Source organism: Corynebacterium sp. MSK039, from assembly GCF_030232315.1.
In the GTDB taxonomy this organism is placed as follows: domain Bacteria; phylum Actinomycetota; class Actinomycetes; order Mycobacteriales; family Mycobacteriaceae; genus Corynebacterium.
In genome coordinates this window covers 75807-90954 of sequence record NZ_JASPJL010000005.1, presented here as the reverse complement: position 1 = coordinate 90954, position 15148 = coordinate 75807, and the positions used below count along the sequence as shown (strand labels likewise).

Here is a 15148-nt window from a genome sequence, read left to right as displayed (position 1 = left end):
CGGGCCTAGCACTACTTCAGTGCTCTAGCACCATAAGGCTTAAGCCTTCTTGGCTGCCTTCTTCGCGGTCTTTTTGGTGCTGCGCTTCGTGGCCTTCTTGGCCGCCTTCTTCGCAGTCTTCTTCGCGGTCTTCTTCGTGCTCTTGCGGGTGGACTTCGCCGGTCCGGCGGCAGCCTTCTCGGCGTCCTTCGCACGGCGCTCGGAGAGCAGCTCGTTGGCCCGCGCGTCCGTCAGGGTCTCCGGGGTGTCCCCGCGGCGCAGCGACGCATTGGTCGTGCCATCGGTGACATAAGGCCCGAATCGACCCTCCTTGACGGACATTGGCTTGCCGGAGACGTCGTTGTCCCCCAGGCGCTTCAACGGCGGCTTCGCGGCAGCGCGGCCGCGACGCTTCGGCTCCGCGTAGATGCGGCGCGCCTCATCCAGCGTGATGGTGAACAGCTCCTCCTCGCTGCCCAGGGAGCGCGAGTCCGAACCCTTCTTCAGGTACGGGCCATAGCGACCGTTCTGCGCGGTGATGACCTCCCCGTCGGCGGGGTCCACGCCCACCTCGCGAGGCAGACTCATCAGCTTCAGCGCATCCTCCAGCGTGACGGTGGCCGGCTCCATGCTGGCGAACAGCGAGGCCGTCTTCGGCTTCAGGGTCTCGTCGAGGATCTCCTTGATCCGCTTGGCCTTCTTATTCGCGAAGGTCTTGGTCTCGCGCGACAGGGGCTTCTTGCCCTCCTTCGCGCGCTCGGCGTCCTCCTCATCGCGCTCGGCGAGGAAAACCTTCTCCGCCTTCGCGGTGACCTCGGCTTCCTCGTCCTCGCCCAGCACCTCGGTGACGTACGGGCCGAAGCGACCTTCGCGGGCCACGATCATCCGCCCGTTCTCCGGGTTGCGGCCCAGCTCGCGGCCGGACTGCGGGGTGGCGAAGAGCTTCTCGGCGACCTCCAGGGTCAGCTCGTCTGGGGTCATGGACTCCGGGAGGTTGGCGCGCTGCGCTTCCTCCTCGCCCTTATCGTTCTTCACCATGCGCTCGAGGTACGGGCCGTAACGACCAACGCGGACGACGATCGGCACGCCGTTGGCGTCGTCGAAGAGGTGCAGGGAGTTCACGCGGCGGGCGTCGATGCTCTCCAGGTTCTGGGCGACCACATTCTTCAGGCCGTAGTTCTGGGAGCTGGTGCCGCCACCGAAGTAGAAGCCCTCCAGCCACTTCGTGCGGTCCTCGTTGCCCTCGGCGATGGCGTCCAGCTGATCCTCCATGGCGGAGGTGAAGTCGTAGTCCACCAGCGCGCCGAAGTTCTGCTCCAGCAACCCGACGACCGCGAAGGCCACCCAGCTGGGGACCAGCGCGTTGCCGCGGGGCAGGACGTAACCACGGTCCTGGATGGTGCGGATAATCGACGCGTACGTCGACGGACGCCCGATGCCGAGCTCCTCCATCTTCCGCACGAGGCTGGCCTCGGTGTAACGGGCCGGCGGGGTCGTCGTGTGACCGTCCGCGGTGACGTCCTCTGCGGTGAGGAACACGCCCTCGGTGACCTGTGGGAGGCGCTTCTCCGCGTTATCGGCGACGTCCTTACCTTCCGCGGTGCGGGAGACCTCGACGTAGGCCTTCAGGAAGCCCGGGAAGGTGACGGTGCGGCCGGTGGCGGTGAACTCCACCTCGGTGCCCGTCTCCGGCTCACCGGACGTGCCCGCGATCGTGACCTTCATGGAGGTGCCGCGGGCGTCGGCCATCTGGGAGGCGACGGTGCGCTGCCAGATCAGCTCGTAGAGCTTGAACTCCTCGGCGTCCAGCTTCTGCGCGAGCTGGCCGGGGGTCTGGAAGCGCTCGCCGGCGGGGCGGATCGCCTCGTGGGCCTCCTGGGAGTTCTTCACCTTGCGGGTGTACTGGCGCGGGCCGTCCGCGACGAACTGCTGGCCGTACAGCTGGGCTGCCTGCGCGCGGGCGGCGTTGATGCCGGCGGTGGACAGCGTCGTGGAGTCCGTACGCATATAGGTGATGTAGCCGTTTTCGTACAGGCGCTGCGCGATGCGCATCGTGCGCTCGGAGGTGAAGCGCAGCTTCCGGCCGGCCTCCTGCTGCAGCGTGGAGGTCATGAACGGCGGGTACGGGCGGCGGGTGTAGGGCTTTTCCTCCACGTTCGCGACGTGCAATTCCTCGCCCTTAATTCCGGACGCCAACTGCTTCGCGCGCTGCTCGTCCAGGACCAGCGGGGTGCCGGACTTGCTGGACTTGAGGGTGGCGTCGTCCTTAAAGTCGCGGCCCTGCGCGATGCGCTGGCCGCCCACGGTGGCGAGCTTGGCCTGGAAGGATGCCGGATCACCGTCCAGCCGGGCGGCGGGGTCGATCGAGAGCTCGGCGGTCAGGTCCCAGTAGTCGGCGGCGCGGAAGGCCATGCGCTCGCGCTCGCGCTCGACGATCACGCGGGTGGCGACGGACTGCACACGCCCTGCAGACAGGCGCGGCATGACCTTCTTCCACAGCACCGGGGAGACCTCGTAGCCGTAAAGGCGGTCGAGCACGCGGCGGGACTCCTGGGCGTCCACGAGGTTGTAGTCCAGCTCGCGGGTGTTTTCCACGGCCTCGAGGATCGCGGACTTGGTGATCTCGTGGAAAACCATGCGGCGGACCGGGACCTTGGGCTTCAGAACCTCCAGCAGGTGCCAGGCGATGGCCTCGCCCTCGCGGTCGGGGTCTGTTGCGAGCAGCAGCTCGTCGACCTGCTTGAGCTTGGCGCGCAGGTCAGCGACGCGCTTCTTCTTATCCGGGGAGACCACGTAGAGGGCCTCGAAGCCCTTATCCACGTTCACGCCGAGGCGCGCCCACGGCTCCTTCTTATACTTCGCCGGAACGTCCGCAGCACCGCGTGGGAGGTCACGAATATGCCCAACTGAAGCCTCGACGATGTAATCGGACCCCAGCATTGGGGCGATCTTCTTGGCCTTAGTTGCAGACTCGACAATGACTAAACGCTTCACGTGACCTCCGCATGGATTTGCTCCTTAGATTGCCACAATAGGCAAGTGATACCTGCTTAGTGGAAATCGGGCGGTGTGTTATCCCCACCTTTGAGGCAGCTCCCCACCCCTGTTGCAACCCCACCGGATGGTGTGGGAAGCCCGAAATAGGTTCTTGCTGCCGTTGGGGACTGAGGTTAGCGGGTGGTGCAGACACGGGGGTGAAGAAAAGCAAAAGGGGACGGTGGAAACCACCGCCCCGGGGCGTTTGCTCTTCGCTGTGCCTACTGCCTAGTCGGCAGCCGGCTGCAGCTCATACTCGCTGCTTACAGCGGCTGGACGTTCTGAGCCTGCGGGCCCTTCGCGCCTTCGCCGACCTCGAATTCGACCTTCTGATCCTCCTCCAGAGTGCGGAAGCCGCTGCTCTGGATCTCGGAGTAGTGGACGAAAAGGTCCGCGGAGCCATCTTCTGGGGCGATGAATCCATAGCCCTTCTCCGCGTTAAACCACTTCACAGTTCCCTGCGCCATTTTCAAACAACCTATCTTTCTTGGCGTACCAGCCCCGCCAACTTTCGGCGGAGCAGGGCCTTCACCGCCACATCAACGGTTGACACCGCGCATGGGATTGGGACCGTCCACCAGTGTGCCATGTTTCTTTCGCCACCGATAGGGGTTTTAGATGAACAATCGGTCGAACGCTTAATGCAGCTCCCCGAGACTGCTTCCGGCTCGCTCCCCGGCAGCCGACGCAACCGCCCCAAGCCGCACCACCCAGCCGCGACGCACCACCCCATCAGGCCACCTCGTCAATCCACCCCGCGGTGTGTCTGGTGCTCGGGCTAGACTGCCCTCATCATGGCTGAGCAGTCCTCCACCCCCACCTCCGGCGCAGGCGGTGCGCCTGATTTCCACGGCGCAGGCAGTGCGCCCCATCCACCCAATCCCGGCAGTGCGCCCAATTCCCTCGGCGCCGAACTCATCGAGGACTTGTGCGCGGCCATGCCGGACTCCACCGTCACGCACGTCCGCCACGTCCCGGCGCGCTTGTCCACCCCCGCGGACTGGCCCGACTGGATTCTCCCTTCGCTCAGGGAGACGCTGCGCCGAGGTGGCGTCGTACAACCGTGGTCCCACCAGGCCGAAACGGCACAGCATGCGTGGGAGGGCAGGGACGTCATCGTCGCGACCGGAACCGCTTCCGGTAAGTCACTGGGCTACCAGCTGCCGATCCTCACCACGCTAGCCAAGGACCCGACCGCCACCGCGCTGTACCTGGCCCCAACGAAGGCGCTGGCGCAGGACCAAATGCAGGCCCTGGCCCGGCTGTGCGCGGCGACCCCAGAGCTCGCGGACGTCATGGTCGCCACCTACGACGGCGACACCCCGCCCGAGGCCCGGCGCGCGATCCGGGAGCAGGCGCGGATCATCGTGACGAATCCGGACATGCTGCACGCCTCGATCCTCGGCAATCCGAAGCGGTGGACACGGCTGCTGAAAACCCTGCGCTACCTGGTGGTTGACGAGTGTCACGTCTACCGCGGGGTGTTCGGTGCGCACGTGGCGATGGTCCTGCGGCGGCTGCTGCGGCTCGTGCCGGGGGCTGGGTCGGCCGGTTCGGTGCAGGCTGGCCCGTCGTCGGTGGCTGGCGCAGAATTGGGGACGCCAGGCCCCACCGTCATCATGGCCTCCGCGACCAGTGTGGACCCGGCTGCGCACGCACGTCGGCTGACCGGGCGGGCTGAGGTCGTGGCGGTGACGGAGGACGGCTCGCCGGCGGGTGAGCGCACGATCGCGTTGTGGGAGCCCGGCTTCTTGGAGGGCGTTGAGGGCGAGCACGGCGCGCCGGTGCGCCGCAGCGCGAACTCGGAGGCTGCGGAGGTCATGGCCCGGGTCATCGCAGCAGGTGCGCGGACTTTGAGCTTCGTGCGCTCCCGGCGCGGGGCGGAGATCGTGGCCCTGGCCGCCGCGGAGGAGCTCGGCGGGATGGGCCGGGCGGAAGACGCCGCGCGGGTGGCCGCCTACCGGGCCGGATACACCCCGGAGGACCGCCGCTACCTGGAAAAGGCCCTGGACGAAGGCGAGCTGCTGGGCGTGGCCGCAACCAACGCACTGGAGCTCGGAATCGACGTGGGTGGGCTGGACGCCGTCGTCGCCGCGGGATTCCCCGGCACCATCGCGAGCTTCCGGCAGCAGGCCGGGCGCGCTGGGCGGCGCGGGCAGGGGGCGCTGGTGGTGCTGGTCGGCGCGGATGATCCGATGGATACCTACCTCATCCACCACCCGTCGGACCTGCTGGACCGGGAGGTGGAAAACACGGTCTTCGACCCGCACAATCCTTATGTTTTGGCCGATCACCTGGTGTGCGCAGCTGCGGAGCGCGCGCTGAGCGATGCGGAGATCGCGGCGTGGCAGGGCGAGGCGGTGGCCGAGCACCTGATCTCCCGCGGGGTGCTGCGGCGGCGGCCGCACGGGGTGTTCGCGGACCTGCAGGCAGCGGAGCAGATCCACGGGCAGGTGGCGATCCGCGGCGGGGCGGCGGGCCAGGTGGCGATCGTGGAGTCGGAGTCGGGGCGCATGCTCGGCACGGTGGATGAGGCCCGCGCGGTGTCGGACGTGCACCCCGGCGCGGTGTATGTGCACCAGGGAGAGACGTACCTGGTGGATGACCTAGATCTTTCCGCGGGCTTGGCGTGGCTGCACCAGGCGAGCCCGGAGTACAGCACGCGGGTGAAGCGGGATACAGATATCCAGATCCTGCGCACCCGGGGCACCCGCCAGCTGGCGGACGGTGTGTGGCTGGCGGACCTGAATGTGGAGGTTTCGCACACGGTGACCGGGTTTACCAAGCGGCTGCCGGGTGGGGAGATCATCGATAACGTGCCGCTGGATTATCCGCCGGAGCGGCTGCGCACGCGGGCGGTGGCGTACACGATCGCACCTGATGTGCTGCTTGACCTGGGTCTTCCGGAGCCGACGTGGCCGGGGACTTTGCATGCGGCGGAGCACGCGGCGATCGGTTTGCTGCCACTGATCGCGACGTGCGACCGGTGGGATATCGGTGGGGTGTCGATCGTGCAGCACCCGGATACGGGACTACCCACGGTGTTCGTGTACGACGGCTATACCGGCGGGGCGGGGTTCGCGGAGAAGGGCTTCGCGGATTTCGGCCGGTGGATGGCCGCGACCGCGGAGGCCGTGGGGGCGTGCGAGTGTGAGGCCGGGTGCCCGTCGTGCGTACAGTCCCCGAAGTGCGGGAATGGCAATGACCCGCTGTTCAAGACGGGCGCGCTGGAGCTGCTGCGTTTCCTGGCCTCCGCGACAGCTCAGGACTAAGCGGCCTAACGTTAGCGGCCCGGCGGTAGCGGCGCAGGGCTAGCGGCCCGACGGTAGCGGCCTCAGCGCCAACCAGCCCAGCCCACCCCCGCCCGGCCCAGCGCTAGCCGGGGCGCCGAGCGTCACGAGCCCCGCCCCGCGCTCCATCGATGCGTTTTGCAGAGTTTGATGCCGCTTTTCACCTGATTTCCGGCATCAAACTCTGCAAAACTCCCTGAGGGAGGTTGCGGGGAAGCCAAGGGGGGGACGCCGTGCGGTTCCCGTAAGGGAGAAGCTGCAGGGCCCGCGCGAGGCGCCGCAGGGCAGGGCCCCGCGAGAACGCAATGCAAGGACACAGCGCGAGGCCACCGGGCAACGCGGATCTTTCAGCGAAACCGGCGAAGCAGACAAACCGGGGCAGCTACTGTGATGATCACCAAGTATTTTTGCGCCCGAAGCTAATGATCTGGAAGGAACGCCGATGCCCGCCTTTCCTCGCTCACTGAGCACTCGCACCCGCCGAACCACCGCCGCGCTGAGTGCCGCCACCCTGGCATTTGGGGTTCTTGCCGCTGGTAGCGGCGCTGCCACTGCTGCCCCTGGCTCCTCCACTGGCGGAGGCGGAAACCCGAACGCAGGCTCCTCCCAGGTCTTCGGTTCCATCGCGGACACGACTCCTCGCCCGCTGGTTAACCTCGGCGATCCGATGCGCGACCCAGCCCCGTACACCAAGCCCACCGCAGACTCCGGCCTCAAGTGGGACTCGGTTCCGGCAACCCCGGGCGAGCACATCGCCCAGGTCCCGCTCGATGAGTCGCTGCGCCTGGCCAATGCGGGCGCCCAGTACCGCGTCGCGCACTCCACCACTGACCAGCACGGAAAGGTCGTCGCCTCCACGGGCGCGATCTTCCTCCCCAAGGGCACCCCACCGGAGGGCGGCTGGCCGGTGCTCGCCTGGGCGCACGGCACGGTGGGCATGGATGACGTCTGCGCACCCAGCATCAACGACCGCGGCGAGCGCGATAGCGCCTACCTCAACCACTGGCTCTCCCAGGGCTATGCCATCGTCGCCACGGACTATGCGGGGCTCGGCACCCCGGGGCTCATGAGCTATCTCAACTCCCAGGCCACCGCGGATTCCGTCGTGGATTCCGTGATCGCCGCCCACAAGGCCGACCTCTCGGCGGCGCTCCCCGCAGAGAGCAAGGGCCAGCCCGTGCTCTCCAAGAAGTGGGCCGTGATCGGCCAGTCCCAGGGCGGCGGCGCGGCACTGAACGTGGCACATGGCGCGACGTCCCGTTCCCAGCCCGCGGGCCTGGACTTCCGGGGCACCGTCGCCACCGGCGCCCCCGCGTATATCGAGGAAATCGTGCTCGCCGGCGGCCCCACCTTCCCGGCCTTCCCGCTGCCAGCGGGCCTGAACAGCTACGCGCTGTACATCCTCGCCGGATTCCGCGAGGCCAACCCCGATATCGACGTGCACTCCGCACTCACCGAGGAGGGTCGCAAGATGGTCGACGCCTCCCTGAAGAGCTGCCTCTCGGAAACCGCCGACGCCGTCCGCGGCACCAACCTCGCCCGCGCGTTCAAGAAGCCGCTGCGGGACGTCCCCGGCCTGCCGGAGGCGCTGCGGAAGTACATGGCGACCCCGACCACCGGTTACGACCGGCCGGTCTTCCTCGGCCACGGCCTGGCGGACATGGACGTCCCCACCCCCATCGGCCTCTCCCTGAACACGGAGATGTGGCTCAAGCAGTTCACCGGCAGCCCCCGCAACGCGCGCGTGGAGGTCCGCTGGTACCCGACCGACCACGGAGGCACGGTCCCGGCGTCCCAGGTTCACTCCACCCCCTTCCTGAAGTCCATCTTCGACGACGACGCCGCCCCGGGCCCCGTTGGCTCGCTCGGTTCCGCGGATCCGGCGGCCACCCCCGCGAAGTCCTAGGAGGGGCTAGGGGTAACCGCGCCCCCCGCCCGCTCCCACGGCGGGCCACATTGATGCGTTTTGCAGAGTTTAATGCCGCTTTTCACCCGATTTCCGGCATCAAACTCTGCAAAACACCCTGAGGGCCCGGGCCCCACGCCGACTCGCTCGGTTCCGCGGAGCCGTCGGGCTCCCACGCCGGCTCACGCGGGGCCGACTACGATCACGGATCACATTGGGCCGGCCACCGCCGAGGCGCGCCGCCCCTTCACCGAGACCTCCACGCCCACCGTGTCCGGCCCCTCCGGACCCACCTGGCAGCCCACCAGCTCCGCAGCGTTGGCCCGGGCAAAGATCTCGGCAATCCCGCAGGCATCCTCGTCCCCGGCCACGTGCGCCTGCGCCGCAGACAGCGCCACCAAGTCGGCGGCCACCACCGCCCGCTGGTGCGCGTCCACTTGCCCGAACCCCAGCACGAGCACCCCGCACAAGGCGATGAGCCCCAGGATGGAGCTAACTCCCGCTGTCGTCGGCATTGGGCTCCTCCAGGATCGACTCCTCCACGGTGACGTCGAACAGCGGGGCCTCCTTCGTCAGCCGCACCGTCACCATGGACCACGGCGTCTCACCCACGGGCGAGCGCGTGATCTCCACCGTCTCCCCCTCGCGACCGGTGAGCTCGCCATCGGCCACCCCGAGGGCCGCCATACGCGCGACATCCCGGGCGCTCGAATGCGCCGCCATGCTGGTCGCCAGGGTGCTGAGCCCCGCGACCAGCAGGCCGACGGTCACGGCGATGGCGGTCAACACGGAAGCCCCTTCCACCGTGTTCATCTAATTTCCTTCGCTCAGGGCACGCTCGAAGATGCCGCTGAGCGCACTCTCCACTGCATCCGAGGTCACCACCGTGTACAGCAGCGCTCCGAGGGCCGCGGCCGCCACGCACCCGAGCGCATATTCAATCGTGCTCATCCCAGACTCGTCCTCGTACTGCGCCCTCACCGCACCCCGAATCCACAGCTCAGCGCGCTGAAACAAGCTCAGCCCGCCGGACGTATCCGCCATCGCGATCTCCGTTGTTTGAGTGGCAGTGTTCTTGGTATTCATGGTCATTGTTCTCTCCCTTTCGGTGTCTTTTCTTTAGCGGTCTTGTGTCGCGTTTTTCGAATGCCGATTTCCCTCGTGGTCTTGCTTTCCCCTCGCTGCGATCCCCCTCCTTGTTCTTTTCGACGTCGCCCCCGTCGGCCTTAGATCCCCGCCAGCCCGATGACCAGTGGCACCAAGCCAATGAGCACGAATGCCGGCAGGAAACACAGGGTCAGCGGCGCGGCGACAGCGATGAGCACGCGCTCCGCACCCGCCTCGACCTGGTTCAGGCTGTGCTGGCGGATGCGCCGAGCCTGGGCCTTCGCACCTTCCACCAGCCTGGTCCCGGCCCTGGTCTGCTGAACCGCCTGGCGTGCCACGGGCCCGTAATGCTCGTGGCCTCTCAGTGGCTCCCAGGCCGCGGGGCCTGCCCCCAGCAGGAGCAGCGGCTCGACGTCGTGGGCGGGCCCCTCCCCGGGTCCGACCGCCACGCCCCATGCCTTGGCCACCGGTAGCCCTGCAGCCAGGGCCAGCGCAAAGACGTCCAGGTGCCGGGCGACAGCCAGAGCCTGACCGGTGGGCCCGGCGCGCCGGCCCACCCCACCCAGCACCTTGGCGGTCAGCGCCTCGGTCCACAGCACACCGGCGCAGGCGAGCATCGCCCCGACGAGCAGGAGCCCTAGCCCGATCACGCTGCCGAAGAGCGTGCCGCCGGGATCCAGGCCCATGCTTTGGCCGATGCCCACCGCCCCCACGGGCATTGCGAGCAGCAACACTTCCGTGAGCCGGGCTCCGGCCATCGCCGCTGCGGTTTTCTCCTGCTGAGCGGAGTGCGCCTCCAAGTCCGCAACGATGCTGTCCGCCAGTGGTGCGAAACTCATGCCTGTGCGTTCGGCGAGTTCCCAGAGCTCGCAGAACTCCTCAACGTCCTGGGCCACCAGCTCAGCAGGGCTATTCCCCGTTCTTGCCCGATCTTTGCCACCCTCACGGCTAGTCGCTCCCTGATCCAGCAGCGCCGCCGCGGGGCTTGCACCCAGGCGCACCTGTGCGGCGATGAGCGCCAGCTGCCCGCCGAGCCGCCCGTCGGCATCTCCGACCTTTCCCTCCGCTTCGGCTTCTTCGTCCTCGCAGTCCACCGCCGCGGACTCCACCGCGTCCGCCACCCGAGCCCCGGCGGCGACCTCTCGAGCGCAGCTGTCCGCGAGATCCCGGAACAGCTCCAGCTGTCGGCGCTGGACCCGCCCGTCGCGGATCCGTACGCCCACCCGATAGCCGGTGAACGCCCCCATTGAGGCCACGGCGGTCAGCGTCAACACGATCAACAAGGTCATGGCAGCCCCTCCCAACCGTCGAGGGGACGCCCGTCCCACACCGGTCGAAGCCGCAGCCCACGGGCCTTGGTTCCCGCCGCCGCTGTTCCCGACGTTCCCGCCGCTAGACCGCCCTTCATCTCCTCCGACACCCTTTCCGTGACCGCAATCGTGGCCACACGCCGCCGCCCACCTGCGCGTTCCAGGTGAACGACCACGTCGATCCCGTCGGTGGCCTGCGCCTGCAGCGCCTCCGGACTCATCCCCGCCATCGCCCCGAGCGCGGCCAACCGCCCCGGCACCGCGGCCACCGAGTTGGCGTGCATCGTGCCGGCCGACCCGGCGTGCCCCGTATTCAGTGCAACCAATAAGTCCGCGACCTCGGCGCCACGGACCTCACCCACGACGATCCGGTCCGGCCTCATGCGCAGGCACTGCCGCAGCAGCAGCTGCATCCCGATCTCGCCAGCCCCATCAGCATTCTCTTCGCGCGCGGCCAGGGCCACGACGTGAGGATGGGTCGGCATGAGCTCCGGGGTGTCCTCCACCAACACGATGCGCTCGCGCTCGGGAACCTCCCCCAGCAGGGCGGCGAGCAGGGTCGTCTTCCCCGTGCCGGTACCACCCGTGACCAGCAGATTCTTGCGCGCGAGCACGATCCTGCGCAGCACGCCGCACACCTCGGCCGACATCATCCCCGCCTCGCAGAGATCCTCCAGCCCCAGCCGCCCCCTCGTCAGCGTCCGCAGGCTCACGCACGCCCCACCTCGCGCTGGCGGCGAGAGCATCGCATGCACCCGCAGGGCCGCCGCGGGAATCCCGGGCGGCAGGTCGTCGATGATGCCGTCGGCGAAGGGCCGCGCATCGTCCAGCCGCACCCCACACACCGCGGCGAGGCGAACCGCGAGTTCCCGCACCTCGGGCGGCGCAATCCTCACCGGGGTGCGCTCGGCACCGCGCCCCCGATCGGCCCACACCGCACCGTCGGGATTGACCACCACGTCGGTCACGCCTGGCTCCGCAAGCACCTCGGCCAACACGCCCAGGCCGGACAGCTCCCGCTGGATATCCCGCAGTTGCCGCACGGTATCCGGAATGTTGTCGTACGACGTCGCCCCGGTCACCGCCTCCATCGCGCTCAGGATCTCAGCCTCGCTGGCCTGCCTGGCACCCCGCACCGCGAGCTCGTGGCGCACCTTATCCAGCAGGGAATTATCGACGGCCACCGCTGTGTCAGCACCCTGCTCCCCGGCTGCACCTGCTTCGCCCCCGCCCGGGATCAGGCGCAGCTTGTTGAGACCATCAGCAATCCACATCACGAGCCCTCCCCCACTCGCTCGCTCCCGGCAGATACCCCAGGATGCGTACGCCGAGCTGCAGGTCGTTGACGCTCGCCTCGCCTGAACACCCGTCCAGCGGTTCCGCAGCGATCGTCCCGTCCCACGGCCACAGCTCCACCGGAGCCCCGCCCAGCATCTGCCGCAGCGCGATCGGGGTCTCCAGCCCTGCTTCCTCCCGTAGGACGCCCACCGCCGGCACATCCGCTGCGTCCAGTTCCGCCAGACTGCGGCCCAGCGCATGCACCCCCGCGACGGTCGGGCGGGTCACGCAGACCACGAGGTCAGCGGCCCGGGCAGCCGGGCACGGGGCATCAGTAGCCGCGCTGTGTGCTTCGGCCTGCCCTGCAAGTGCCACACCCCTAACATCCGCCATTGGGTTCACCCGCCCGCGGTCCACCACCGCGACCCCCGCTCGGGGATAGTCCGCGATTCCCGCTGCGGGGTAGTCCACCACGAGGTCAGCGTTGGGTTCTGGACGACCGCCCGCAGCATCGAGCCGCCGGGAGCGGAACCTCAGCCCCGTCCCGCCCGGCGCGACCGGCCAGCCCTCCACCGGAATGTCCTCGCCTTCGTGACCGCCGATGCCTCGCTCACCCACGCGCCGCCCCGGCACACCTTCCCAGCCACACAGCAGGTCGAGCCCCACCGAATCCGGATCGGCGTCCACGAGGCTCACCGGGGTGGCGTCCTGAGAAAGGCAGTGCGCCAGGGCCAGCGCGAGATGCACCGCGAGGCTGCTGGTTCCCACGCCACCCTGCACGCCGTGGACGTGGATGCGCGGCGTGTCGATCGCCCCCAGCTCTTCGGCGAGTTCCAGCGCCCCACCAGCGGTGACGGCCTCGCTCAGGATCGCAAGGAGGGCGTCGTCGACGCGCCGCAACCTGCGGTGGTGACCATTCGGAAACTTAGACTCCGCCTCGTCCTGGCGCAGCTGCTCCCGCCCGGTCGCCGCGACAGCCATGGCCACCGCGTCAGCGCTATCGTGGTCGGCCACATCCACGATCACCGGTGTGCGCAGCATGTCCCGCAGCGCCCCAGCGTGCCGCGCTCGGTCTGATCGAATCAGCTTGCTCCCCCATGCATTCATGGCTTCACTCTCACACGCGGGCACGGGGCACCGACAGACCCGCGAGCAGCCTGTGGACAGCCACCCGCCGGGCCCCGTTCACACCCCGCTATGGCCCCCGAATCCTTGTTTTTCTGTGGATAACCCCGCCCCGCCGCGTCACCGGCCACGCCGCCCACCACTCAGCACGCGCCACCGGCCACGCCGCCCACCACTCAGCACACCCCATCACACGCCGCGCCGCCACGCCATTCACCCCATCACGCGCCCGCACCCGCCCACCGACCCTGTGAAAACTGTGGACTTTTGTGAATATTGATACCTAGAATTGAGGTCGTGACGCCTCTACCCAGGATCAGCAACCGCCAAGCGAGCCGCCGGACAGCCCCAGGTCGCACGGCCCGGCGCACGCTCGCGGTTTTCGACCTGGATAAAACCATCGTGGATACCAGCGCCTCCATGGCCTACGGCCGCCCGATGGCCAAGCGCGGGATCATCACCACGGGGGAAATGCTGCGCATCGGCGCGATGCTGTTTAGCTACATGCTGACCACCCACACGGACGAGAACCTGGACGCCACCAAGGACGCCCTATCTTCCATGATTCGCAACCGCCCCGCGGCCTCCCTGCGCGCCATCGCGGAGGACGCCCTGCAGGAGGTGCTGATCCCTTACGTCTACGCCGAGGCCCGCGACTTCATCTTCGAGCACCACAAGTTGGGGCACGACGTCGCCATCATCACCGCATCCGCCCGTGTCCTGGTGGACCCCATCGCCCGCGAGCTCCAGGCGGACTACCTGATCGCCACCGAGCTCGAGGAGATCGACGGCACGTACACCGGCAAGGTTCTGCACTTCAACAAGGGCCAGGCGAAGGTGGACAAGCTGATGGAGCTGGTCGGGCGCGGCGGCTACGACCTCTCCCGCAGCTACGCCTACACGGATTCCCACACCGACCTGCCGCTACTTGAGGCGGTCGGCCACCCCTATGCGATCAACCCGGACCGCCAGCTGCGCAAGATCGCCCGCGAGCGGGACTGGCCGATCGAGTACTTCAGCCGCCCGGAACCGCTCTTCAAGCCGGGCAAGGTCCTGGCAGGCGCGGGGACGCTCGCGCTCCTCGGTGCGGCCACCACCGGCGTGGTCCTGTGGTTGCGTCAACGTGCTCAGGACGTCGGTTCCGCCAGCGCCTCGCCGCTCCTGGCGCGCCTCATGCCGCGCCGCGCCTAGTAAAATCAGCTCCTAGCACCCCACAGGCAGCTACTGCTTTGCGTCGGCGATGGACTTCGCCTCCAGCGAGCCCTCGGCCAGCCCCTCGGCGTGGAAGATGATCCATTCGGCCATCGCCTCCGAACCACCCTTCGCGAACGCCGCAGCCTTCGCGCGGTACTCATCGCGGTGGCGGTTCCACCACACCTCCGGCACGCCCAGCCCCCGCGGGTCCAGGCCGCCGGTGATGGTCGCCAGCCGAGAGCAGGCGCGGGCGGTGACCCCGTTGGCGTCGGCGAAGGGCTCCAGGGTGAGCAGTTCGCCGTGGATGATGGCGGAGAGCACCACGGAGTTGACCTTCGTACCCCCGGCGATGAGGGAACCGAGCAGCTGCAGGCGGCCATCAGTGGCGCGCTTCGGGCGGCCCGGCACGAGGAACTCCGCATTGTGGGCAGCCTTCGCGCGGAAGTTCTCATCCGACATCTGCGGGGAAGCCACCGAGTTGATCTTCGCGATCACCTGCAACGGGGCGCGCTGCCAGGTGGTACGGGTCTCCGCGATGCCGTCCGGGGCGAGCAGCTCCGCGGCGCGCAGGGAACCAGCCAAGATCGGGTCCTCCACCTGGCCGTCCTCGGGCAGCCGCGGGGTGCCGCCGTCCAGCTGGGCGGAAGCACGCGCCCCGCGCAGCACGGACTCGGAGCCGGTGACGTCCCAGCCGCGCAGGTTGGCGGGGTGGCGGTGCGCGCGGGCGATGAAGTCGGAGGCCCGCTCGACGGCCTCGGGCACCCCAGGCAGCTCGGCGAGTGGGGCGAGGGGATCGGTAGTGAAACGACCTTCTGCAGACATGGCAACCACAATAATTCACCCCACCGCCCCACGCTGACCAATGGTCTGGCAAAATGGTGTGCAGTAATTTCTGCGCAGAATATTGACCGTTAATTGTCAGG

Annotated in this window: 12 protein-coding genes; 3 read left to right on the top strand and 9 right to left on the bottom strand. The window is 68.3% G+C overall.

Annotation, left to right across the window (positions count from 1 at the left end; all coding sequences use genetic code 11):
- Positions 1–39: 39 nt before the first annotated feature.
- Both topA and QP997_RS05465 read right to left on the bottom strand, forming a co-directional pair.
- Positions 40–2973 carry a type I DNA topoisomerase gene (gene topA / locus QP997_RS05470; protein WP_284846476.1) on the bottom strand — a complete coding sequence of 978 codons (2934 nt, stop codon included), beginning with the start codon at positions 2971–2973 and terminating at the stop codon, positions 40–42.
- 305 nt (positions 2974–3278) lie between these two features.
- Positions 3279–3482: a cold-shock protein gene (locus QP997_RS05465; protein ID WP_012361084.1), complete on the bottom strand. Its 204-nt coding sequence runs from the start codon at positions 3480–3482 to the stop codon at positions 3279–3281.
- A gap of 327 nt (positions 3483–3809) precedes the next feature.
- Here QP997_RS05465 and QP997_RS05460 point away from each other — a divergent pair, with 327 nt between their 5' ends.
- The gene (locus QP997_RS05460) at positions 3810–6287 is read left to right on the top strand and encodes a DEAD/DEAH box helicase (protein WP_284846475.1); all 2478 of its coding nucleotides are present in this window, start codon (positions 3810–3812) and stop codon (positions 6285–6287) included.
- Positions 6288–6747: 460 nt separating this feature from the next.
- Positions 6748–8211: a lipase family protein gene (locus QP997_RS05455; RefSeq protein WP_284846474.1), complete on the top strand. Its 1464-nt coding sequence runs from the start codon at positions 6748–6750 to the stop codon at positions 8209–8211.
- 209 nt (positions 8212–8420) lie between these two features.
- Here the strand turns inward: QP997_RS05455 and QP997_RS05450 are convergent, their stop codons facing one another.
- From QP997_RS05450 to QP997_RS05425, 6 genes are all read right to left on the bottom strand, one after another.
- Positions 8421–8726 (bottom strand): Rv3654c family TadE-like protein, encoded by a 306-nt coding sequence (locus tag QP997_RS05450; protein ID WP_284846473.1) that lies wholly within the window; start codon positions 8724–8726, stop codon positions 8421–8423.
- A complete protein-coding gene (locus QP997_RS05445; protein WP_284846472.1) occupies positions 8704–9024 on the bottom strand; it encodes a hypothetical protein in 321 nt (106 codons plus the stop codon). Before QP997_RS05445 ends, QP997_RS05450 begins: the two co-directional genes overlap by 23 nt.
- A complete protein-coding gene (locus QP997_RS05440) occupies positions 9025–9255 on the bottom strand; it encodes a DUF4244 domain-containing protein (protein ID WP_262368721.1) in 231 nt (76 codons plus the stop codon).
- Between the two features lie 182 nt (positions 9256–9437).
- Positions 9438–10607 carry a type II secretion system F family protein gene (locus QP997_RS05435; RefSeq protein ID WP_284846471.1) on the bottom strand — a complete coding sequence of 390 codons (1170 nt, stop codon included), beginning with the start codon at positions 10605–10607 and terminating at the stop codon, positions 9438–9440.
- Complete coding sequence (locus tag QP997_RS05430; RefSeq protein ID WP_284846513.1) at positions 10604–11902, bottom strand: TadA family conjugal transfer-associated ATPase; 1299 nt, start codon at positions 11900–11902, stop codon at positions 10604–10606. The genes QP997_RS05435 and QP997_RS05430 overlap by 4 nt, the downstream gene beginning before the upstream one ends.
- Complete coding sequence (locus tag QP997_RS05425) at positions 11889–12947, bottom strand: P-loop NTPase family protein (RefSeq protein ID WP_284846470.1); 1059 nt, start codon at positions 12945–12947, stop codon at positions 11889–11891. Before QP997_RS05425 ends, QP997_RS05430 begins: the two co-directional genes overlap by 14 nt.
- Positions 12948–13328: 381 nt before the next feature.
- On the opposite strand from QP997_RS05425, the gene QP997_RS05420 reads away from it, so the two are divergent.
- Positions 13329–14222 carry an HAD family hydrolase gene (locus QP997_RS05420; RefSeq protein ID WP_284846469.1) on the top strand — a complete coding sequence of 298 codons (894 nt, stop codon included), beginning with the start codon at positions 13329–13331 and terminating at the stop codon, positions 14220–14222.
- A 30-nt stretch (positions 14223–14252) separates the two neighbouring features.
- Here the strand turns inward: QP997_RS05420 and QP997_RS05415 are convergent, their stop codons facing one another.
- Positions 14253–15047: a Fic family protein gene (locus QP997_RS05415; protein ID WP_284846468.1), complete on the bottom strand. Its 795-nt coding sequence runs from the start codon at positions 15045–15047 to the stop codon at positions 14253–14255.
- Positions 15048–15148: the final 101 nt, after the last annotated feature.

What these genes read in the sequence shown, in the direction of transcription:
- QP997_RS05415 (WP_284846468.1), bottom strand. Translation starts at nt 15,047, where the DNA reads ATGTCTGCAGAAGGTCGTTTCACTACCGATCCCCTCGCCCCACTCGCC.
- QP997_RS05450 (WP_284846473.1), bottom strand. Translation starts at nt 8,726, where the DNA reads ATGCCGACGACAGCGGGAGTTAGCTCCATCCTGGGGCTCATCGCCTTG.
- QP997_RS05455 (WP_284846474.1), top strand. Translation starts at nt 6,748, where the DNA reads ATGCCCGCCTTTCCTCGCTCACTGAGCACTCGCACCCGCCGAACCACC.
- QP997_RS05465 (WP_012361084.1), bottom strand. Translation starts at nt 3,482, where the DNA reads ATGGCGCAGGGAACTGTGAAGTGGTTTAACGCGGAGAAGGGCTATGGA.
- QP997_RS05440 (WP_262368721.1), bottom strand. Translation starts at nt 9,255, where the DNA reads ATGGCGGATACGTCCGGCGGGCTGAGCTTGTTTCAGCGCGCTGAGCTG.
- QP997_RS05460 (WP_284846475.1), top strand. Translation starts at nt 3,810, where the DNA reads ATGGCTGAGCAGTCCTCCACCCCCACCTCCGGCGCAGGCGGTGCGCCT.
- QP997_RS05430 (WP_284846513.1), bottom strand. Translation starts at nt 11,902, where the DNA reads ATGTGGATTGCTGATGGTCTCAACAAGCTGCGCCTGATCCCGGGCGGG.
- QP997_RS05435 (WP_284846471.1), bottom strand. Translation starts at nt 10,607, where the DNA reads ATGACCTTGTTGATCGTGTTGACGCTGACCGCCGTGGCCTCAATGGGG.
- QP997_RS05425 (WP_284846470.1), bottom strand. Translation starts at nt 12,947, where the DNA reads ATGCTGCGCACACCGGTGATCGTGGATGTGGCCGACCACGATAGCGCT.
- QP997_RS05445 (WP_284846472.1), bottom strand. Translation starts at nt 9,024, where the DNA reads ATGAACACGGTGGAAGGGGCTTCCGTGTTGACCGCCATCGCCGTGACC.